The sequence below is a fragment of the Stutzerimonas stutzeri genome (genome assembly GCF_018138085.1).
GTDB lineage: Bacteria > Pseudomonadota > Gammaproteobacteria > Pseudomonadales > Pseudomonadaceae > Stutzerimonas > Stutzerimonas stutzeri_AI.
The window spans coordinates 1,477,815-1,496,960 of the sequence record NZ_CP073105.1; the positions used below are offsets into that span (position 1 = coordinate 1,477,815).

The window sequence follows — 19,146 nt, forward strand, 5'->3', positions numbered from 1 at the left end:
AACTATTCCCGAACCAGCAAAAGGCTGCCGCCCAATGGGCCACCTCCAGCCGCCACTGCGCAGACTCGGTTCTCCGTAGTCTGCCGCCCCTCGGCTCGCCCCCATAGCTGCAGGCAGGCCTCATGCACATAGCCCAGGCCGTGGGTGCGGCCGCCGGAAAGCTGGCCGCCATTAGTATTGATAGGTAGCTCGCCGTCCAGCGCGATACGCTGACCACCCTCGACGAAAGCGCCACTTTCGCCGGTCGGGCAGAGCCCCAGGGCCTCCAGCCAGATCATGGTGAGGATGGAAAAGCCGTCGTATAGCTGCGCGGAGTCGACATCCTGGGGGCGATAGTCGGTGCGGTCCCACATCATCCGACCTACGTCGAAAGCCGCCATCTGGGTGAGCGAGATCTGATCCCACGACCACGGCTGATTCAATGCCGCGCCAATGGATTCGATACGAATCGGCGTATTGCGTGTGTCGCGCGCGGTATCTCGCCGCGACAGTACGATTGCGGTGGACGCATCGCAATGTACGTCGCAATCGAACATACGCAGTGGAGTCGAGATCATCCGCGATGCCATGTAGTCGTCCATGGTCATCGGCGTTCGATAAAGTGCCTTGGGATTACGCATCGCATTTCGGCGACAGGTCAGGGCTATCTGAGCCAGCTGTTCGGGTCGTGTGCCGTACTCATGAAAATGGCGCTGCGCATAGAGCGCCATTAGGTTGATGCCGGACATTACGTTGAACGGCGTGAACCATTGCCACGCGAAGCTGCTGTCGCGGCCCTGAGTCTTGTTGGTGAGCGCGCCAGCCTGCTTGTTCGACATGCGGGCCGATGCTTCGGTGATGGTGCGAAATACCAGAACGTGTTTGCACAGGCCTGCTTCGATTGCCATGGCTGCGTTAATCACGCCGGCAAGCGGGCCGGGGCCTTCATAGCCTGCACCGAACCAGTTTACGTTCAGGCCCAGTGTGCTTTTGAGCGCGCTGGGGCCAACGGGAGAAAAGGGGTCGCCGTTGTTGTTGTCCCCCGGCCAGCACGCGACGCCGTCTATGTCGCTACGCTCCAGGCCTGCGTCGGTAATGGCTTCCAGGCAGGCGTCAAGCGTCAGGCGCATTGCTGACAGCGAAGATGGGCGACCGATTTCGGACTGTCCGATGCCGGTGATGGCTACTTGTTTATCGTATCGACGATCGAACATTCATTGATCCCTTTCGAACATGGGCAGCCAGACATCCTCGACGTTCAGGAAGCTGACTCGGACCGGCATGTCGATATGCACCTGTTGCGGATCCATGCCGATAACGTTACTGACGAAGCGCAGACCCGACTGCTCGACCAACTCAATGATCGCTACGACGTACGGCACGTCGAGTTCGGCAGTCCATGGCTGGTAGTTAAGCGTGTAGCTCACCACTGTGCCTTTACCGGAGACTGAGCGTGGGCCGACCTCGAAGCTGGCACAGCGAGGACATATGGGACCGGGAGGATGAAAGAACTGAGAACATGCTTCGCAATGGTGAATCAGCAGTTCGCCTCGCTTGCCGCCCTGCCAGAAGGCGAGGGTATCGGCGTTCAGCGCGGGTAGTTTTCTAGGCATCGACATTCCATCCAGGTGCGCATCTTTCAGTTACGTTATCATTTGTACATAAAATCGAAAAGTGTCATATTTAGTTTCGAGTTGGCACTGCTCCGAGCGGTGCGTCGTAGAAAAAAACAAGAGGCTTTCAGTATGTCCCAGTCTTTGCAGGACAAGACCGTTGTCGTCACAGGCGGCTTCGGCGTGCTTGGTAGAACCCTTGGCGATCTGCTTCTGGCCCGAGGTGCCCGCGTGGCACTACTTGACCGCGCCGAGCTGCCCGGCTCATTACCTGAAGCTGCACAACTGCATGCCATCGGCGGCGTTGACCTGACGTCCGTTGCCGCGGCAGCGGAGGCATTGAACAGGGTAGTCGAGCATTTCGGACGCATCGATGGGCTGGTCAATGTAGCCGGCGGTTTCGCCTGGGAAACGCTTGAATCCGGAAGCCTCGACACCTGGGATCGCATGTATCAGATGAACGTGCGCACTGCGGTAGTGGCCTCCCAGGCGGCGCTGCCTCATCTCACTGCGACTGGCTCGGGGCGGATCGTCAATGTCGGCGCGTTGGCCGCACTCAAAGCGGGCTTGGGCATGGGCGCTTACGCGGCGTCCAAGGCTGGCGTGGTTCGCCTTACCGAAGCGCTGGCAGAGGAGGTCAAGGATCGGGGCGTCACTGTCAATGCCGTGCTGCCAAGTATCATCGATACGCCGACCAACCGTGCCGACATGCCGGACTCCGATCCGGGTCGTTGGGTATCGCCAACAGCACTGGCATCGGTAATCGCGTTTCTTCTATCGGACGAAGCGGCCCCCGTAACCGGCGCCTGCCTGCCTGTGAGTGGTCGCGTATGAGGCTCGTAACCTATACCGACAACGCTGGCTTCGAGCGCGCCGGGGCATTGATCGAAAATGATGGGCTGATCGTCGATCTGCAGACTGCCTATCGCAGTATGCAAGGTCGTGAGAGCCCCGAATTTGCCAGCGTTCTGGCGTTGATCGAAGGCGGCGAGCAGGCGCTCGAACAAGGTCGGGCGCTGGTAGCCAAGGCGCCCTCCGGGGCTGTCATCGAACGCGCCACCGTCAAGCTGCGCGCACCGATCCAGCCTCCACCGCAGATGCGTGACTGCTCATGCTTCGAACTGCACCTGAAACAGAGTTTTGCCGCCGCCAGACGCGCGCGTGCCCTACGTACGCCGGACCCTGAAGCAACGCTGAAAGCGATGAACACGGGGGCCGATGACCGGGTGATCGAGACCTTCAATCGACAGCCGATCTATTACAAATGCAATCGCTTTGCGGTAGTCGGTATCGACGATGAGTTTCAGTGGCCGAGCTTTAGCAAGGCACTGGACTTCGAACTGGAATTTGGCTGCTACATCGGAAAGCGTGGCAAGGATATAAGCCGTGATACGGCCCGCTCGCATATCGTTGGTTACACCATTTTCAACGACATGAGCGCGCGCGACGCTCAGGCGAAAGAAATGTCCGGAATGCTCGGCCCTGCCAAGAGCAAGGACTTCGATACGGCCAACATCATGGGTCCGTGCCTGGTCACCGCTGACGAGCTGGGCGACCCCTATGACCTGGACATGGTGGCGCGGGTAAATGGCGAAGAATGGGGGCGCGGCAACACCCGAGACATGCGCTGGCAGTTCGAAGATGTCATCGCTCATGTTTCACGTTCGGAAACCCTGTACCCCGGTGAATTTCTCGGTTCCGGCACTGTGGGCAATGGTTGCGGGTTGGAGCAGTTGCGTTATCTCAAGCCAGGAGACTTGGTGGAGCTGGAAGTGCAGGGCATCGGTGTGCTGCGAACCCGTGTTGGCACCGCCACGAACTACGCCTGAGGTAGTGGCCTGTTTTTGGTCAGTTGGCCTGGCTCAAACCTCAAGCTAGTCATGCCGGTTTATTTCAGCAGCAAGATGTCACATATAGAACGTGGACATCTGGTATACATATTGACGAAAAGTGTCTTATATTCGACCTGTCTCAATCGCCCTCGGCGGCTATGCCCTATAAACAGGAGGCAATCATGCTAACAACAACGAGCCCCGTATTGTCCGACGGAACCAAGGTCTCGGATCTTATCTACCCAGCGACACGTGAAGTACAGATGCGGGTCCTTAGCGACCGGGAAATCTACGAGCTGGAAATGGAAAAGATCTTCGGCAAGATCTGGGTCCTGCTTGGCCACGAATCTGAAATCCCTAACTCCGGCGATTTCATCGTGCGCGACATGGGCTCGGATTCGGTGATCGCCGCCCGAACTAAAGAGGGCGAAGTTCACGTCTCGCTCAATGTTTGCCCACACCGCGGCATGCGCATCAGCACCGCCGATTGCGGTAATACGCAGATTCACAAGTGCATCTACCATGGTTGGGCGTTCCGGCCAAACGGTGACTTCATCGGCTCGCCGGTCGAGCGCGAGTGTATGCATGGCAAGATGATGGCCAAGGAAGAGCTGGGTCTGAAAAAGGCGCGGGTAACACTTTATGGCGGTTTGATCTTCGCAACCTGGAACGTAGACGGCCCGTCTTTCGATGACTTCCTCGGCGATGCCAAATGGTATTACGACATGCTCTTCTGCCGCAGCGACAAGGGCATGGAGGTGTTGGGCCCACCGCAGCGGTTCATCGTGAACGCGAACTGGAAGACCGCTGGCGAGCAGTCCGCCGCCGATGGTTTCCATACTCTCACCTTGCACCGCTGGCTGGGTGAAGTGGGCAACTATGCTAAAAAAGGCGAAGGCGAGGGGGAAGGTACTGACCTGAGTCCGGAAATGATCGGCGTTGAGATTAGCTCCCCGCACGGCCATGCACTGCGTTGCATTGATCTGGCGCGCAAGATCAAGCGCCTGACTGGCCTAGACCCGGCGACCTTGTCGGTCCAGGAAAAACTGAACGCGCTGCCACCTGCTGGCATGACTCGTGACATGGTCGAACAACTCGCGCGTAACCTTAGTGAAGATCAGCTCAAGGTGTTGACAAGCATGCCGCCGCAGGTGGGAGGCATGTTTCCGAATATCTTGTTTGGTTTCGTATATATCCCGCAGCCGGATGGCAGCGTGGTTGGTTCCATGACTCTGCATGCCTATGTTCCTCAAGGGCCGGACAAGCTTGAGTTTGTCAATTGGGTGTTCGCCGAGAAGGATGCGCCGCCAGAGCTTCGTGAAAAAATGCTTAAGCAGACTATCCAGCTTTTCGGCACATCCGGCATGGTTGAGCAGGACGACTCCGATACTTGGCCACACATGACTCACGCCGCGAAGGGCGCGATGGGGCGCAAGAGCACTCTGAAGTATCAAGCCTGCTTCGAAACCGGCGCCCCGGAAGGATGGCCTGGCCCTGGCATCGTCAATGAAGGCTTTACCAAAGACGATACCCAGTGGCACTGGTGGCAGTACTGGCATGAGCTGATGACCGCTTCAGACGAAAAATAAGCGCTCGCTGGCCGGGTCATGACAATAAAAAGTAATGGAGATTTCCATGGCAGAAGTTCAACAACGCGGCGAGGACCAGATCCAGCCGGGCTCTCCGATCGGTATCAAGCGTGTGCCGGTCGGGGCGGATATTTACAACCAAGTCGTGACATTCCTCTATGAGGAAGCAACGCTACTGGATCAAATTCGTTTGCAGGAGTGGGCAGCACGGCTTGATACCGATCTGATCTATACCGTACCGCTGCGGCATACCCGCACCCAGTCCGAGCTGTCCGCGAGCATCGTGCGTTCTGTTCAGCATTACCACGACGACTATCGGTCGATCATGGGGCGTGTGCTTCGCCTTTCCGGCAAGAGTGCCTGGGCGGAAGACCCGCCGTCGCGTACCCGACGGTTGGTGACGAACGTGTTCGTCGAGGAAACCGCCAACCCTGATGAGTATGTGGTGACCAGTTATCTGCTGTTGACGCGCAGCCGGTTCAAGGACCACCACGTCGACATCATCAGTGGTGAACGTCGCGACGTGCTGCGTATGCGCGAAGATGGCTTCAAGCTGGCGCGGCGCGAAGTCATTATCGACCAGGCCGTTCTGGGCACTCCAAACCTCGCTGTATTCCTCTGATGACGAGCCCGCACCTCTTTCGGGGTGCGGGCCGTCTCATGCGCAATGCGTCCTTCGCTATGATCCTCGGCTGTTCAGCCAATCCTGATCACTAGCACACAGTTGTTCTTGCGACGATTCGAAATCCCACGTCGAACCCTTCATCCGTATGGCTTGTTCGGCCCGTTCGGGTTGCTGGCTATAGCAGAGACCGCTCGGGACTGCATGTGTCTGGCTGTCCAGGTCACGTTCCCGTCCCAACGAAATGAGCGTACAGCGGCGCAGTATCAAAGCAGCCTCCGCTTCCTCTTCAGGCAGCGTTTGCAATGCCCAGCGCGCCATCCCCTCGCGTAGATTGACTCCGGCGTAAGTCTCGGGAGCCTCGATAAGCGGACCATTTACGGGCCAGTCCAGTTTCCATTCTTGATCTCGCGTCAAACTCGCGATTGTTCGATTGTCCACCCGGCCAGGAATCTCGATATCGTAACGACGCCTGCGACTCTGACGGGCAGCTGCGGCAATTGCCAGCCCTGCCAGATCGAGTAGATGCGTGCACTGGTGCGTTGCGTCCGTCTGGCGTGTCACCGAATGGGCGACCCGGCTGAGCTGCATGCCGACCAGGCGTTCAAGGGGCTCGGTTGCCTGCAGGCAGGCGGTATAGGGATATCGGAGCGCTTCGCCGCCAATCGCGATCAGCACGCCAGCCTGGTAACGCGCCCACACGCGAAAGTGGTGGAAGTCATCTTCGAGGGCTGCGCGAACTTCGCCTTCGTCGTGTTCTTCACTGGTCACTATGTCCACTCGGCGGCGAAACGTACCCATCTTGTTATCCTTTTTTGCTGAATAATGCCTGGTAGTGCGGAAAAGAGTATATTTGAACACTATAGTTAAAAATGTCTATCTAACAACAAGAAAGGAGTGGCTATGAAACTGCTAAGAGAGCGTGTAGCGCTTATCACTGGCGCGGGCGGAGGTATAGGTCGTGGTGTGGCGTTGAGCTTCGCCAAGGCGGGCGCTGCGGTGGTAGTTGCAGAGCTGGACGAACAAAGCGGCGCAGCCGTTGCGCAAGAGCTGAAAGCGTTGGGCGCCAGGGCGCTCTTTGTGAAGACCGATGTTTCCAGCAAGGAAGACATCGAGGCGGCCATTCAGGCTGCCGTGGATGAATTCGGTGGGCTCGATGTCCTGGTGAACAACGCCTTCGCGCCTACGCCCAACGTCCTGCTTGAAGATAAGACCGATGAGATGCTGGCTCAAACGCTTAACTCCACGGTATGGGCGGCCTGGTGGGCGATGAAGGCTGCGCTGCCTCATATGAAGGCACGCGGCGGTGGAAAGATAGTCAACTTCTACTCAATCGACACCGAGATCGGTGCGTGGCTGCATGGCGATTACAACACCGCTAAATCAGCCATTGTCGGCCTGACCCGCAGCGCTGCGTCGGAGTGGGGGCGGTTCAACATTTGCGTTAATGCCGTAGCGCCCACAGCCATGGGGGCTACTTTCCACAAGCTGGCGGCGGAAAACCCAGGGTTCGCCGAAATGTCGGCCTCGATGCGGCCATTGGGGCGCTGTGGCGATCCGGAGGAGGACATCGGCCCGGTGGTTGTCTTCCTGGCGTCGGAGATGTCGCGTTTCATTACTGGCGAGACCATTCACGTGGATGGCGGCCTGCATTTGCCGGGTTACAACTCACGCCCGAAAGACGTTCCCGTTCGGGAGTACTGAAACACGGTGGGCGCAGCTCTCGCTGCGCCCACACGCTAATTCCGATTCGTTGCTTTGCTAGGTAGGGAAGGGGCTGTGCGCAGCCCCTCGCAGCGGACTTAGCGCTTATCGACCTTAATATCCGTATCTTCCCAGTCCCAGGTTGACGCTGTCTTGCCTTCGTCCCGAAGAAGATACTTCAACACGCGCCCCTGCGGATTCTTAGGCAGCGTCTCGCGGAATTCGATGTACCGTGGGAGTGCGTAATAAGGCACCGCATCGGTAGCCCACCTGAATAGATCTTCCGGTTGCAGTGTCGCGCCATCATGCAGTACCGCGGTGACCTTGACGTCATCTTCACCCTTGTCCGACGGGACGGCATGTACGGCGACCTCGGAAATGTCAGGGTGCACGGCGAAGGCCGCCTCCATCTCAAAGCTCGAAATGTTCTCGCCGCGCCTGCGCAAATAATCCTTTTTCCGATCGACGAAATAGAAGAAGCCGTCGTCGTCGAATTTGCCGATGTCACCCGTGTGGAACCACATGTTGCGCATCAACTTCAGTGTGTCCTCCGGGCGCTGCCAATAACCCTGAAACATGATGTCCGGACGCAGCGGGCGCACCACGATTTCACCCGAGGTGTTCGCCGGCACTTCACGATCTTCGTCATCGACAATGCGTACATCGAAGTCCGGGATGCGCTTGCCGGATGAGCCAGGCGCCGCATATTCGCCGCCTGCGAGCGAGGTAATCACGCAAGCCTCGGTGAGCCCGTAGCCATTGCCGCCCACCAGCTTGGTGCCAAAGCGCTCACGCCAGATCTTCTTGGTTTCCTCGGTATAGGGATTGCCGCGAGCCGTATGGATCTGCCCATAGCATCGCTTCATTGCGTCGTTGTCGGGCGCCTTTGCCAGCAGTCCGCCCATGCCACCGAGGATCGATGCAATGGTGGCGCCGGAGCGTTCGACTTCCTGCCAGAAGTTGGAAACCGAGAAACGCGGCAGTATCGCTGCCCGCGCGCCCACCAGAATACTGGCGATGATCGACACGCACAGGGCGTTCATATGAAACAGCGGCAGCGGCGTGATGGTTACGTCGTTCTCGTTCGCAGGTCCGGCCCGCAATTGCAGACGGGCAAGGTTGCACATAAAGTTGTAGCTGATCATGCAGCCTTTCGATGGTCCCGTAGTTCCCGAGGTGTAGATGAGGCAGGAGAGATCGGATGGCTGAGGCTTCGTCTCGAGAGGCGTTTGGTCATGGCCGCGGAACTCATCCAGCGAAGCGACCGGAATGGCGCATTCAGGGAGCGATTCCAGCTGGCCACGGTAAAGAATGCGCTGCACCTCAGGCAATTTCGACGCAAGCGGCACTATACGATCGAGATAGGCCGCCTCGCAGATCACCACCTTGGTATTGGTGTCGGCTATCTGGTGGCGCAAAAACTCGCCCTTCAAGGCGGTATTGATCGGCACGCTAACGGCGCGAAGTTTGTTGATCGCGAGCCATGTCACGACGGCGTCGATGTTGTTGTCCAGCATCGTCAGTACCGTTTCGCCTGCCTGCACACCCAGCGAAGCCAGCGAACGAGCCATTTTGGTAGAGAGTAGATCAGTTTCTCTGTATGTGTATAACTCACCGCTGAAATCAAGCAGAACCTTGTCTGGATGCCGCGCCACAGCGCGCTCAAGGGCTGCGATGACAGTGTCTCTTTCGCCTACTGCCCAAGTGTCTGTATTTCCCGTGCCGCTCATGGCTCTTCTCCTTGTGGGGCGCCGCTAGGCGCTGGATCGCCCGATGTTATTTTGAAGGGAGAATTCGATTCTAAATACAAATTTACGGAATGTCTTTAGGCAAAAGTTGAACAAATCTAGATTATGTTGCCTATCTCATATGCTAGTGTTGAGTATCTTTCATGTCATGAGCCGATTCACCCATGCCAAAGCGCGCAGATCAGCTTGCCGCAGCAGCGTCACCTCCGCCGAAAAAGAAGGTCGCGCCTCGCGTCAAGCCCGTGAGCACCGTCAAGAAAGCCGTTCGTCAGGGGGCGGGCGTATCATCTTCCGGCGCCAAGGTGAAACCCAACCGTCGGTCGGAAGAGACCGTTTCCAATATCCTCGCGGCCACTGAGGAAGTAGTACTGCGGTCAGGAGCTGATCGCATCTCGATCCTTGACGTGTGCCAGGTCGCAAATGTTTCGCGTGGGACGTTCTATCGGTACTTTTCCTCGCAAGACGACCTGCTCGATACGTTTTCGAGACACAAGCGCGACAGTTTTCATACGTCGCTGACCCAGGCGTTGGGAGATATCAACGATCCGGAGGCGCGGCTCAACGCGCTGATCGTCTATTTGGACAACTACCTCGAGCAAAGCCGCGCGCAGCGCCTGCTGACGGTCGCTCCTGAATATGCGTTGGGGTTCTTCCGCCGAATCTTCCATGATTCCATTATTCGCTTCCAGGATGTGCTCGATATTGTTTTCGACCAGTGGGACGAACGTCTTGGCGTCAGGCTTGATCGCGAATTGATCAGTGAGTTGATCATTCGTTATGTGATGAGCGAAACGCTGGTGTCTGAATCGGCTAACCGTCGCATGCTTCCTGTTCGTGTGAGGAAGCTGATCGCAGCGCTGACGGTCGGATCGACTTCACGCTCGCGCCGCTAGTTCCTCCATTTCGCCTCACCTAAAACAGAGCTCTCCTTCCGAGAGCTCTGTTTTTTTTGCGCACCATTTTTGCAGCCAGCATGCGAATGGAGCCGCAATGCCAGCGAATTCACACGTTTCTTTAGGTGATGGCTTCTGTATGAGCCGCTCTAGAACAGTGCTTTCGACGTGTTCGTGAAAATAAATTGAACAGTTTTTTGATTTATGAACAGATTAATTTTATGCTCTGCTAATGGGGCTCTTGAGGACTGCCGTTCAGGGGCAGTAGACCCCGATTATACGGCGCAGCTGCACTGCGCTATACATAATTTCAAAAAGTGACAATTTCTGAGGTAACCGGACATGCTTATCGATCTTCACGCCCACGCGCCACACCCTGACTACTATGACCAGCATCCCCATTGGGGGCCGGCTTTTGAGTCGCAGCCCGATGGCGACATCAAATTGCGTGTCGGTGAGTGGATTCTTTCTCTAGGCGCACCAGAGCGTAAGAAAGCTTTGCGCGAGGCCCATGCCCGGGGCGAGACCTTGAACGTCGAGGAATACATGGCCAAATGGCGCGACCCGAGCAACCGTCTCGCGGCTATGGACGCGGCGGGGCAGGATGCTCAGGTTCTGTCCGTTCCAAGTCATTGCTACATGTATTGGACCGAAGCCGAATTTGCGGTCCCGTTCGCTCGCAAGGTCAACGATGTGATGGCTGAGTATTGCTCGGCAGCGCCCAATCGGCTGATGTTCTGGGCGCACGCACCGCTGAACGTTCCCCTTGAAGCAGCCAAAGAAATCCGCCGCGCCTGCAACGAATTGGGAGCGAAAGGCCTGAGCGCCGGTGGCTCGAACTTCGGTGGGCTGGAATATGACTCGCCAGAGCTGGACCCGGTTTGGGAAGCGTTGTGTGAAGTTGACCTACCAATTTTCGTTCACGGCTACAACCAGTCCGTGACCTGGGGCAAGGACGCCAATACCGATCGGTATGAAACGACCGCGATCGTCGGTATGAATTACGACGAAACCAAATGCCTGTGGTATCTCATTAACGGCGGAGTGCTCGATCGCTTCCCGAATCTGAAGATCTACATCACCCACGGTGGTGGCTTCGTTCCTTATCAGCTCGGTCGGCTTGCCCAGACCAACCCGAACCTCGACGTTTTCCACAACAAAAAGCCCTTCCTCGACTATCTGCCGAACTTCTATTTCGATGTGGAGCTTCACGAGCTTCCCATGCGTCAGGCCATGGTCGATGTGATCGGCGCGGATCGGGTGCTTTATGGATCGAACTTCGGTGGCAGCGACGCAGTCCGCCACGACCTGACCGAGGGGCTGCGCCTATCGGACGAAGACCTGCAGAAAATCCGCTGGAAGAACGCGTGCGAATTGCTGCGCCTTGATCCCGCTAAAGTCGGGAAGGTTGGTGTCTGATGAAGCTGGCGCGTTGTTCCCACAATGAGGGAGGACCCTTCTGGGCGATAGTCGATATCCAACAGGACGAAGTCACTCCCATTGTCGGCCCGTTCTCCGAGTGGGCTCCTGCCATCGCCCAAGGCAAGGGAGTCAGTGCGTTGCGTTTGCTGGGGCGGCCAGCGCCGCTTTCCCAGGTTCGCTTGTTACCGCCGATCGAGCCCGTTAATCGAGTGGTTGTCGCTGGGGCGAATTACACCAAGCACCTCGCCGAGGATTTTGGCCTCAGCGCGCCGGCACAGCCCGTGGCCTTCCTCAAGGCCTACGGTGCACTCATTGGAGCCAACGATCCGATTCGCTTTCCGCCGCTGACCGAAAAGCTCGATCACGAGGTCGAGCTGGTGGCAGTCATTGGCAGCAGCGAAATCGACCTGGCTGACCCCTTGGGTTGCGTCCTGGGGTATACCGTTGGCAATGATGTAAGTGCCCGCGACCTGCAGCTTAGCGGGCCGCCGGGGATCGGAATGGATCTGTTCGCCGCCAAAAGCCAGGACAAGACCACCGGACTTGGTCCATGGATCGTTACCAAGGATGAGTTTCCGGCGGGGTCTCCTGCTCTCAGGTTGACTTTGAAAGTAAATGGCGAAACCCGTCAGGACAGCTCTACCAGCGAAATGACCTGGAATGTTGGTGAATTGATCAACTTCGTCCAGCAGCGCTCCAGCTTTGCTTGCGGTGACGTGTTGTTCACGGGGTCGCCGGCCGGAGTCGGGATGGGAACTGGCGTGTATTTAAACCCTGGCGATGTGGTCGAGGCGACCGTGGAAGGCATAGGTACGCTACGTAATGTAGTTGGCGAAAAGCCCAGCGTCTAAATCGAGAGCGAATTAAATGACTAATAAAGAAGACAAAATTGTAGTGGTTGGTGCCGGCTTGATGGGTACCGGCATTGCGCATGCATTCGCCAGTTCAGGATTCGCCACCCTGTTGGTCGACACGAACGCCGAGTCGCTCACTCGTGCCAAAGGCAACATCGAAAATATCCTCAGCACCGGCGTCAAGCTGGGAAAGGTTACCGATGAGGTCGCCCGGTCTTCGCTGGCGAATCTGATTACCTGCGGTGATCTGAGCGAGGCGGCGCTTGGCGCCAACTGGCTGGTCGAAACCGTTTCTGAACAATTGGCGGTGAAGAAGGCCGTTCTCGGCCAGGCTGCTCCTCTGCTGGCTTCGAACGCGATCATCGCCACTAACACTTCGGCCCTTAGCGTCACCGAGATTGCCGCATCGGTGCCCGAGTTCGCCGATCGTGTCGTTGGCATGCACTTCTTCAATCCGGTGCACAAGATGAAGCTGGTTGAATTGGTGCGCGGCCTGGCCACCACTGACGAGGTAGTCGCGCGTACCAAGGCCCTCTGCGATGCGATCGGCAAGACCTCGATCACCGTCAACGAGTCGCCAGGCCTCACGACCAGCCGCATGTCCGCGCTACTTGGTAACGAAGCCATGTACATGCTGCAGGAAGGCACGGCGACGGCCGAAGACATCGACACTGCGCTGCGCATGGGTTTCAACCACCCGATGGGGCCGCTGGAACTCGGCGATCTGACGGGTTGGGATACTCGTCTGTCGGTGCTGCGTTACCTGCACCAGACGCTGGGAGAGAAATTCCGGCCCTGTCCGCTGATCATCAAGATGGTTGCCGCTGGGCGTCTGGGTCGTAAGACAGGACATGGCGTCTATCGCTACGAGGACGGTAACCGAGTGCCGGGCTCCGGCCTCAAGGCGAGCGCACTATGAAAGACATCGTAATTGTTGATGCGGTGCGGACGCCGGTCGGCCGTTTTCGTGGAAGTCTTGCTGGCGTACGAGCCGACCATTTGGGTTCGCTGGTCATCGGCAAGCTGCTTGAGCGGGTCGATCTGTCGCCCTCACAGGTCGACGACGTGATTTTCGGCTGTGTTACTCAGATTGGCGAACAGTCGGCAAACATTGCCCGCACCGCCCTTCTCGGCGCGGGCTGGCCAGTAACGATTCCAGGGCTGACACTCGACCGCAAGTGTGGCTCAGGCGAAGCGGCTGTGCATGCGGCCGCAGGCGCTATCGCGTCTGGAATGGCAGACATCATTGTCGCTGGCGGGGCGGAGAACATGAGCCGCGTGCCCATGGGTAGCAACCGTGAAATCCACGGCGAAGCCTTTGGTTGGATGGCGGCGGAGCGTTACGAGCTGACCAGCCAGGGCGAGGCCTCCGAGCGGATGGCTGACAAGTGGTCACTCAGTCGCGAAGCGCTGGACGATTACGCTTTCGAAAGTCATCAGCGTGCCGCGAAAGCGGCTGATGCGGGTTATTTCGACAGCCAGATCGTTTCGGTACCGGTTGAGTTGTTGCGTGAGCATTCTCTGACCGAGCCAGCCGCTGACCTAGCGGCGGACGAGACCATCCGTCGCGATACCTCAAGGGAAAAGCTCTCGACGCTGAGAACCAGTTTCCGTCCGGAGAATGGGCGGATCACTGCAGGTAATTCCTCGCAGATCTCCGATGGTGCTGCTGCGCTGCTGTTGATGTCCTCTGACACCGCCAAGCAGCTGGGCCTCAAGGCTCGAGCGCGCATCCGCGCCTTCGTCACCGTGGGCGCAGACCCAACGCTGATGTTGACCGGCCCTATCGAGGCGACCAAAAAGGTGCTGGACAAGGCTGATTTGTCCATCGGTGACATCGACCTTTTCGAGGTCAACGAAGCCTTCGCGTCGGTACCGCTTGCCTGGATGCAGGAAACCGGCGTGCCGCATGACAAGCTAAACGTCAACGGCGGAGCCATTGCGCTGGGTCATCCGTTGGGCGCCAGTGGCGCGCGGCTGATGACTACGTTGCTCAACGAACTTGAGCGGCGGGGCGCCCGCTACGGTCTCCAGGCGATCTGTTGCGCTGGCGGCTTGGGTACTGCAACGATCATCGAACGGCTCGACTGAGCAGCGGACAGCGAGGTAACGGCTATGGCTCGGGTGTCGTTCGTTCCGCTGGATGATCTGCCGGAAGCGTTGCGTGACGCCGTTGCGCGCGGCCAGCAGAGTCGGATGCTGAGCTCGTCCAGGCCTGTTCAGGTCTGGGCGCATCGGCCCAATGCAGCATTGGCCTGGCTTGGCTTGCTGGAAAGCCTGCATCAGGACAGCCTGCTAGATGAGCGTTTGCGTGAACTGGTGCGGCTGAAGATTGCCAGCATTACAACCTGCCAGGCGTGCCAATTGGCTCGTAAGTCCGACCAGGTGACGGAAGACGACGTCGCCTGTCTTTCTTCAGATAATGATCGTTTCAAGCCGTCCGAAAGGGCCGCCTTGACCTTTGCCGAACTGTTCGCCAGCGACTACATGGCCATCAGCGACGAGCACTATGTACGTCTTGCAGAGTTTTTCTCCGAGGCTCAAGTGGTCGAACTGAACATGTACTGCGCGCTGATGCTGGCGGGCGGTCGAATGACCTATGTGCAGCAGGCATATTGAGCCTGCCTGTCTGACTCGTTGAAGCGGGTGCGGAGTAGGTCGTTCGGTAAATTTGATCGAAATGTAAAAAGCCGTTCAATAAAGTCCTAGTAAAGCCTAGTATCCCGGCAACGCATGCGACTTTTAGACGCAGTGGTTTTTGCCTGAACAATAAAAGGAGAGAACAATGTCTACACAGGCGCGGGACAATCTGGGCAAGGCGTTTGCGGACGTCGCCAGCAACTATCGCGGTAGCGATGTGGACCTTCACGCGGTATATCGCGAAATGCGCATGAACTCGCCGGTTCTCGAAGAGAATTTCATGGCGCGTCTGGGGGTGCCGACGATTGCCGGGCTGGACGCCAGCCGCCCAACGTTCACCTTGTTCAAATACGATGATGTGATGGCGGTGATGCGCGATGCCAGCAACTTCACCAGCGGCTTTATCGCCGAAGGCCTTGGTGCCTTTTTCGACGGACTGATCCTCACGGCGATGGATGGCGACGCACACAAGAACATTCGCAACCTGTTGCAGCCGGTGTTCATGCCCGAAACCGTCAACCGCTGGAAAGAAACTAAGATTGATCGCGTTATTCGCGAGGAATACATCAAGCCCCTGGTGCCAAACAAGGGCGGCGACTTGATGGACTTTGCCCTGTATTTCCCGATCCGCGTTATCTATTCCCTGATCGGCTTTCCTGAAGATCGTCCGGACGAGATCGAACAATATGCTGCCTGGGCGCTGGCAATTCTTGCCGGCCCGCAAGTGGATCCGGAAAAAGCCGCCGCCGCTCGCGGTGCTGCGATGGAAGCTGCGAAAGCACTCTATGACGTCGTCAAGGTGGTTGTGGCCGAGCGCCGCGCCTCCGGTGCCGAAGGGGATGACCTGATCAGCCGGTTGATCCGTGCCGAGTATGAAGGCCGTTCGCTCGATGATCATGAGATCGCGACGTTCGTGCGCTCGCTGCTGCCGGCCGCCAGCGAAACCACTACGCGCACGTTCGGTACGTTGATGACGTTGCTGCTCGAGAACCCTGACGTACTGGAGCGGGTGCGCAACGATCGCAGCCTGGTGTCCAAGGCCATCGATGAAGCCGTGCGGCTGGAGCCCGTCGCCACCTTCAAGGTGCGTCAGGCCGCAAAGGATATGGAAATTCGCGGTGTGCAGATCCCCAAAGGGGCTATGGTGCAGTGCATCGTCACCTCGGCGAACCGTGACGAGGACGCCTTTGAGCGCGGCGACATGTTCGACATCGACAGACGACCGAAACCGTCGTTCGGCTTTGGTTTTGGGCCGCATATGTGCATCGGGCAATTCGTCGCGAAAACGGAACTCAACTGCGCACTGAACGCGATTCTCGACCTCATGCCGAATATCCGCCTGGATCCTTCCAAGCCCGCACCGGAAATTATCGGCGCCCAGTTGCGCGGACCTCACTACCTTCACGTCCTCTGGGATTGAGGCGCGGGCTTTCTACCCTCACGCCACGTTCCTCCAGCCCTTTCCTGCCCCGCAGGGAAGGGCGCCTGCCTTGTTGTTTTCCCCTCGTTGAGTCCCGTGGTGCCAGGTGGCGGTAAAGAAATATGTTCGCCTTCGAGATTGGATTTGAACACAATCGAAATATATGTTTAATTTAACCACAACGTGTTCTATGCTTTGAGCACAACAACAAACCCATTTGCGAAGGGGAAGAACAATGAAGGTTGAAGATCTCATTCTCGTCAGCGTTGATGACCATGCCATCGAGCCACCAAACGCCTTTGCTCGCCACATGCCTGAGCGCTTCAAAGGGCGCGAGCCTCATGTCGTCAAGCGCGGCGACCGTGATGTATGGGTTTTCGAAGAGCAGGCCACCGGCTACATGGGCTTGAACTCGGTAGTTGGTCGGCCGAAAGAAGAGTACGGCATGGAGCCGTTGGGCTATGACCAGATGCGCCGTGGCACCTGGAGCGTGGCGGATCGTGTCGACGACATGAATGCCAACGGCGTGCTCGGTTCGCTGTGCTTCCCGACCTTTCCTGGCTTCGCCGGCCAGCGGTTCCAGAATCATCCGGACCGCGCCGTGTCCCTGGCCGCGATCCAGGCCTACAACGACTGGCATCTGCACGACTGGTGCAATGCTGCGCCGGGTCGTTTCATCCCGTTGATGCTGGTGCCGTGGTGGGACATGCAGGCTGCCGCCGCCGAGGTTAGGCGCCTGGCGAAGCAGGGCGTGCATGCGCTGTCACTGTCGGACAATCCGGCGATCCACGGCTACCCGTCCATCCACAGCGATTACTGGGATCCGCTCTGGCAGGCCTGCTCGGACAACAACGTCGTGATCTGCTGCCACATCGGTACTGGCGTAAAGGCTAACCATGCCTCCGACCTGTCGCCAATCGATGCCTGGATCACGTCCATGCCTATCTCCATCGCCAACTCCGCGGCCGACTGGATCTGGGCACCGATGTGGAAGAAATTCCCCAACCTGCGCATGGCCCTGTCCGAAGGCAGCATCGGCTGGATTCCATATCTGCTCGAGCGCGCCGATTTCACCCACCGTCACCACAATGCGTGGACCAACTCGAACTTCGGCGGGCAGATGCCCAGCGACATCTTCCACAAGCATTTCATCACCTGCTTCATCGAGGATAACTTCGGTCTGCAGAACCTGAAATTCATGAACGAAGACATGGTCACCTGGGAAAGCGACTACCCGCACTCGGATTGCACCTGGCCGAACTCGCCGGAGTCGGCGTGGGAAGGGCTGCAGCACTTGTCCAAGGAAACCATCGACAAGGTCACTCACCTCAATGCGATGCGCGAGTTTTCCTTCGATCCGTTCTCCATTCATGGGCGCGAGAACTGCACCGTAGCCGAGCTTCGCAAGAAGGCGGCGCACGTCAAGATCGAGCCCGCGTTGGGTCTCGGCGGCGCGGACCACGGTCGCAATGACGGCAAGCCGGTCACTTCGGGGGACATCAACGCGATGTTCGAGAAGGCTGATGCCGGAACCGCTCTCTAACAGGCCGTAAAAAGTAGCGGCAAGGCGCGGCAATTCTCCGTTGGGGCAGGTTCATTTGCGATAGGTACTAACGCCTCGCAAGTGCGCCTGCCTTGGGGCGACTTCTAGAGTCTTGCGTCCAGTTGATGAGCGTGCACATGTCTATCACTCAGTTCAGTTACAGCAGAATTCCCGCCGAGGCCGAGTCCCTTCGGGCGGAGGTGCGGGAGTTTCTCAAAAACAATCTTGCCGACTACCCGGCGACAGCCAGAGCGCAGTCCTGGATGGGTTTCGATGCTGCCTTCAGCCGCAAGCTAGGCGCCCAGGGCTGGGTTGGCATGGCGTTGCCCGAGCAGTACGGCGGCGCCGCGGCAGGTCCGTTTGCCCGTTACGTGATCATCGAAGAGTTGCTGGCAGCCGGCGCGCCGGTTTCGGCGCACTGGATTGCCGACCGGCAGAGCGGACCGCTGATCAACCGTTTCGGCACCGAAGCGCAGAGAGAGCGCTATTTGCCGCCGATCTGCCGTGGTGAGAGTTACTTCTGCATCGGCATGAGCGAACCGAACTCCGGCTCTGACCTCGCTTCGATCAAGACCTCAGCTGTGCGTAATGACGCCGGCTGGCTGCTCAACGGGCAGAAGGTCTGGACGACCAACGCGCAGCACTCGCACTTCATCATCGCCCTGGTGCGCACTGGTGAAAAACAGGCGGCGCGTCATGAGGGCATGTCGCAGTTCATCGTTGATCTTAAGTTGCCGGGTATTACCATTCGGCCCATCCGCGATCTCGCTGGCGGCGAGCATTTCAATGAGGTGTTCTTCGACAATGTGCAGCTCGATGCAGACGCGCTTATTGGTACCGAAGGCAAGGGCTGGGATCAGGTAACGGCCGAGCTGGCTTTCGAGCGCAGCGGCCCGGAGCGTTTTCTCAGCTGTATAGAGCTGCTCAAGACGCTGATCGCTGGGATGGGCACCGCGCCGGACGCTTTGCAAAGCCGTGAAATCGGGCGACTGACCGCGAAGCTGTTGACGCTGCGCAACATGTCGCTGGCAGTGACCGCGCAATTGGCTGCCGGTGAACATCCAGCCTGGGCCGCTTCCTGCGTGAAAGACCTGGGTAACCAGTTCGAACAGGAAATACCCGAGATCGCCCAATTGCTACTCGAGGCCGAGCCTCGTCAGAACGGCGGTAGTGAGCATGCGCAGGTTCTTGCCTACCTGACTCAAATGGCACCGTCTTTCTCACTGCGCGGAGGCACCCGCGAAATCCTGCGCGGGATCATCGCGCGCGGATTGGGGTTGCGATAAT

18 protein-coding genes are annotated in these 19,146 nt (G+C 58.0%); 14 read left to right on the forward strand and 4 right to left on the reverse strand.

The genetic code is table 11. The features are described 5' to 3' along the window. Positions 1-2 precede the first annotated feature (2 nt). Both KCX70_RS06960 and KCX70_RS06965 read right to left on the reverse strand, forming a co-directional pair. Complete coding sequence (locus tag KCX70_RS06960) at positions 3-1,193, reverse strand: thiolase family protein (RefSeq protein WP_212619693.1); 1,191 nt, start codon at positions 1,191-1,193, stop codon at positions 3-5. Then, positions 1,194-1,592: a Zn-ribbon domain-containing OB-fold protein gene (locus tag KCX70_RS06965; protein WP_131648019.1), complete on the reverse strand. Its 399-nt coding sequence runs from the start codon at positions 1,590-1,592 to the stop codon at positions 1,194-1,196. A gap of 132 nt (positions 1,593-1,724) precedes the next feature. Here KCX70_RS06965 and KCX70_RS06970 point away from each other — a divergent pair, with 132 nt between their 5' ends. The 4 genes from KCX70_RS06970 (at position 1,725) to KCX70_RS06985 (ending at position 5,635) form a co-directional block, all read left to right on the forward strand. Beyond that, a complete protein-coding gene (locus KCX70_RS06970) occupies positions 1,725-2,426 on the forward strand; it encodes an SDR family NAD(P)-dependent oxidoreductase (RefSeq protein WP_212619694.1) in 702 nt (233 codons plus the stop codon). After that, complete coding sequence (locus tag KCX70_RS06975; RefSeq protein ID WP_212619695.1) at positions 2,423-3,421, forward strand: fumarylacetoacetate hydrolase family protein; 999 nt, start codon at positions 2,423-2,425, stop codon at positions 3,419-3,421. Before KCX70_RS06970 ends, KCX70_RS06975 begins: the two co-directional genes overlap by 4 nt. Positions 3,422-3,606: 185 nt before the next feature. Next, positions 3,607-5,013 (forward strand): Rieske 2Fe-2S domain-containing protein, encoded by a 1,407-nt coding sequence (locus KCX70_RS06980; RefSeq protein WP_212619696.1) that lies wholly within the window; start codon positions 3,607-3,609, stop codon positions 5,011-5,013. Between the two features lie 46 nt (positions 5,014-5,059). Beyond that, positions 5,060-5,635 carry an aromatic-ring-hydroxylating dioxygenase subunit beta gene (locus KCX70_RS06985; protein WP_003288981.1) on the forward strand — a complete coding sequence of 192 codons (576 nt, stop codon included), beginning with the start codon at positions 5,060-5,062 and terminating at the stop codon, positions 5,633-5,635. Between the two features lie 57 nt (positions 5,636-5,692). Here KCX70_RS06985 and KCX70_RS06990 read toward each other — a convergent pair whose 3' ends face one another. Further along, entirely contained in the window at positions 5,693-6,436 is a 744-nt protein-coding gene (locus tag KCX70_RS06990) for a DUF2889 domain-containing protein (RefSeq protein WP_036997660.1), read from the reverse strand. Positions 6,437-6,538: 102 nt separating this feature from the next. Between KCX70_RS06990 and KCX70_RS06995 the strand changes: the two genes are divergently transcribed. Beyond that, complete coding sequence (locus tag KCX70_RS06995) at positions 6,539-7,339, forward strand: SDR family NAD(P)-dependent oxidoreductase (protein ID WP_003288984.1); 801 nt, start codon at positions 6,539-6,541, stop codon at positions 7,337-7,339. Between the two features lie 98 nt (positions 7,340-7,437). Here the strand turns inward: KCX70_RS06995 and KCX70_RS07000 are convergent, their stop codons facing one another. Next, positions 7,438-9,069 (reverse strand): ATP-dependent acyl-CoA ligase, encoded by a 1,632-nt coding sequence (locus KCX70_RS07000; protein WP_036997662.1) that lies wholly within the window; start codon positions 9,067-9,069, stop codon positions 7,438-7,440. A gap of 182 nt (positions 9,070-9,251) precedes the next feature. Here KCX70_RS07000 and KCX70_RS07005 point away from each other — a divergent pair, with 182 nt between their 5' ends. The 9 genes from KCX70_RS07005 (at position 9,252) to KCX70_RS07045 (ending at position 19,145) form a co-directional block, all read left to right on the forward strand. After that, complete coding sequence (locus KCX70_RS07005; protein ID WP_212619697.1) at positions 9,252-9,980, forward strand: TetR/AcrR family transcriptional regulator; 729 nt, start codon at positions 9,252-9,254, stop codon at positions 9,978-9,980. A gap of 342 nt (positions 9,981-10,322) precedes the next feature. Then, positions 10,323-11,399 carry an amidohydrolase family protein gene (locus KCX70_RS07010; protein ID WP_003288988.1) on the forward strand — a complete coding sequence of 359 codons (1,077 nt, stop codon included), beginning with the start codon at positions 10,323-10,325 and terminating at the stop codon, positions 11,397-11,399. Then, on the forward strand, positions 11,399-12,253 hold the full coding sequence (locus KCX70_RS07015) for a fumarylacetoacetate hydrolase family protein (RefSeq protein WP_126190569.1): 855 nt from the start codon (positions 11,399-11,401) through the stop codon (positions 12,251-12,253). The genes KCX70_RS07010 and KCX70_RS07015 overlap by 1 nt, the downstream gene beginning before the upstream one ends. Positions 12,254-12,269: 16 nt before the next feature. Continuing rightward, entirely contained in the window at positions 12,270-13,175 is a 906-nt protein-coding gene (locus tag KCX70_RS07020) for a 3-hydroxyacyl-CoA dehydrogenase (protein ID WP_036997666.1), read from the forward strand. Next, positions 13,172-14,347 (forward strand): thiolase family protein, encoded by a 1,176-nt coding sequence (locus tag KCX70_RS07025; RefSeq protein WP_212619698.1) that lies wholly within the window; start codon positions 13,172-13,174, stop codon positions 14,345-14,347. Before KCX70_RS07020 ends, KCX70_RS07025 begins: the two co-directional genes overlap by 4 nt. Positions 14,348-14,371: 24 nt before the next feature. Next, complete coding sequence (locus KCX70_RS07030) at positions 14,372-14,875, forward strand: carboxymuconolactone decarboxylase family protein (RefSeq protein WP_212619699.1); 504 nt, start codon at positions 14,372-14,374, stop codon at positions 14,873-14,875. Between the two features lie 166 nt (positions 14,876-15,041). Further along, positions 15,042-16,316: a cytochrome P450 gene (locus KCX70_RS07035; protein ID WP_126190566.1), complete on the forward strand. Its 1,275-nt coding sequence runs from the start codon at positions 15,042-15,044 to the stop codon at positions 16,314-16,316. Positions 16,317-16,551: 235 nt separating this feature from the next. Further along, positions 16,552-17,859, forward strand: coding sequence for an amidohydrolase family protein (locus KCX70_RS07040; RefSeq protein WP_126190565.1), 1,308 nt, complete (start codon positions 16,552-16,554; stop codon positions 17,857-17,859). A 137-nt stretch (positions 17,860-17,996) separates the two neighbouring features. Then, on the forward strand, positions 17,997-19,145 hold the full coding sequence (locus tag KCX70_RS07045; protein ID WP_212619700.1) for an acyl-CoA dehydrogenase family protein: 1,149 nt from the start codon (positions 17,997-17,999) through the stop codon (positions 19,143-19,145). Position 19,146 lies beyond the last annotated feature (1 nt).

What these genes read in the sequence shown, in the direction of transcription:
- KCX70_RS06980 (WP_212619696.1), top strand. Translation starts at nt 3,607, where the DNA reads ATGCTAACAACAACGAGCCCCGTATTGTCCGACGGAACCAAGGTCTCG.
- KCX70_RS07030 (WP_212619699.1), top strand. Translation starts at nt 14,372, where the DNA reads ATGGCTCGGGTGTCGTTCGTTCCGCTGGATGATCTGCCGGAAGCGTTG.
- KCX70_RS07015 (WP_126190569.1), top strand. Translation starts at nt 11,399, where the DNA reads ATGAAGCTGGCGCGTTGTTCCCACAATGAGGGAGGACCCTTCTGGGCG.
- KCX70_RS06960 (WP_212619693.1), bottom strand. Translation starts at nt 1,193, where the DNA reads ATGTTCGATCGTCGATACGATAAACAAGTAGCCATCACCGGCATCGGA.
- KCX70_RS07045 (WP_212619700.1), top strand. Translation starts at nt 17,997, where the DNA reads ATGTCTATCACTCAGTTCAGTTACAGCAGAATTCCCGCCGAGGCCGAG.
- KCX70_RS06965 (WP_131648019.1), bottom strand. Translation starts at nt 1,592, where the DNA reads ATGCCTAGAAAACTACCCGCGCTGAACGCCGATACCCTCGCCTTCTGG.
- KCX70_RS06975 (WP_212619695.1), top strand. Translation starts at nt 2,423, where the DNA reads ATGAGGCTCGTAACCTATACCGACAACGCTGGCTTCGAGCGCGCCGGG.
- KCX70_RS06985 (WP_003288981.1), top strand. Translation starts at nt 5,060, where the DNA reads ATGGCAGAAGTTCAACAACGCGGCGAGGACCAGATCCAGCCGGGCTCT.
- KCX70_RS06995 (WP_003288984.1), top strand. Translation starts at nt 6,539, where the DNA reads ATGAAACTGCTAAGAGAGCGTGTAGCGCTTATCACTGGCGCGGGCGGA.
- KCX70_RS07035 (WP_126190566.1), top strand. Translation starts at nt 15,042, where the DNA reads ATGTCTACACAGGCGCGGGACAATCTGGGCAAGGCGTTTGCGGACGTC.
- KCX70_RS07040 (WP_126190565.1), top strand. Translation starts at nt 16,552, where the DNA reads ATGAAGGTTGAAGATCTCATTCTCGTCAGCGTTGATGACCATGCCATC.
- KCX70_RS06990 (WP_036997660.1), bottom strand. Translation starts at nt 6,436, where the DNA reads ATGGGTACGTTTCGCCGCCGAGTGGACATAGTGACCAGTGAAGAACAC.
- KCX70_RS07000 (WP_036997662.1), bottom strand. Translation starts at nt 9,069, where the DNA reads ATGAGCGGCACGGGAAATACAGACACTTGGGCAGTAGGCGAAAGAGAC.
- KCX70_RS07020 (WP_036997666.1), top strand. Translation starts at nt 12,270, where the DNA reads ATGACTAATAAAGAAGACAAAATTGTAGTGGTTGGTGCCGGCTTGATG.
- KCX70_RS07005 (WP_212619697.1), top strand. Translation starts at nt 9,252, where the DNA reads ATGCCAAAGCGCGCAGATCAGCTTGCCGCAGCAGCGTCACCTCCGCCG.
- KCX70_RS07010 (WP_003288988.1), top strand. Translation starts at nt 10,323, where the DNA reads ATGCTTATCGATCTTCACGCCCACGCGCCACACCCTGACTACTATGAC.
- KCX70_RS06970 (WP_212619694.1), top strand. Translation starts at nt 1,725, where the DNA reads ATGTCCCAGTCTTTGCAGGACAAGACCGTTGTCGTCACAGGCGGCTTC.
- KCX70_RS07025 (WP_212619698.1), top strand. Translation starts at nt 13,172, where the DNA reads ATGAAAGACATCGTAATTGTTGATGCGGTGCGGACGCCGGTCGGCCGT.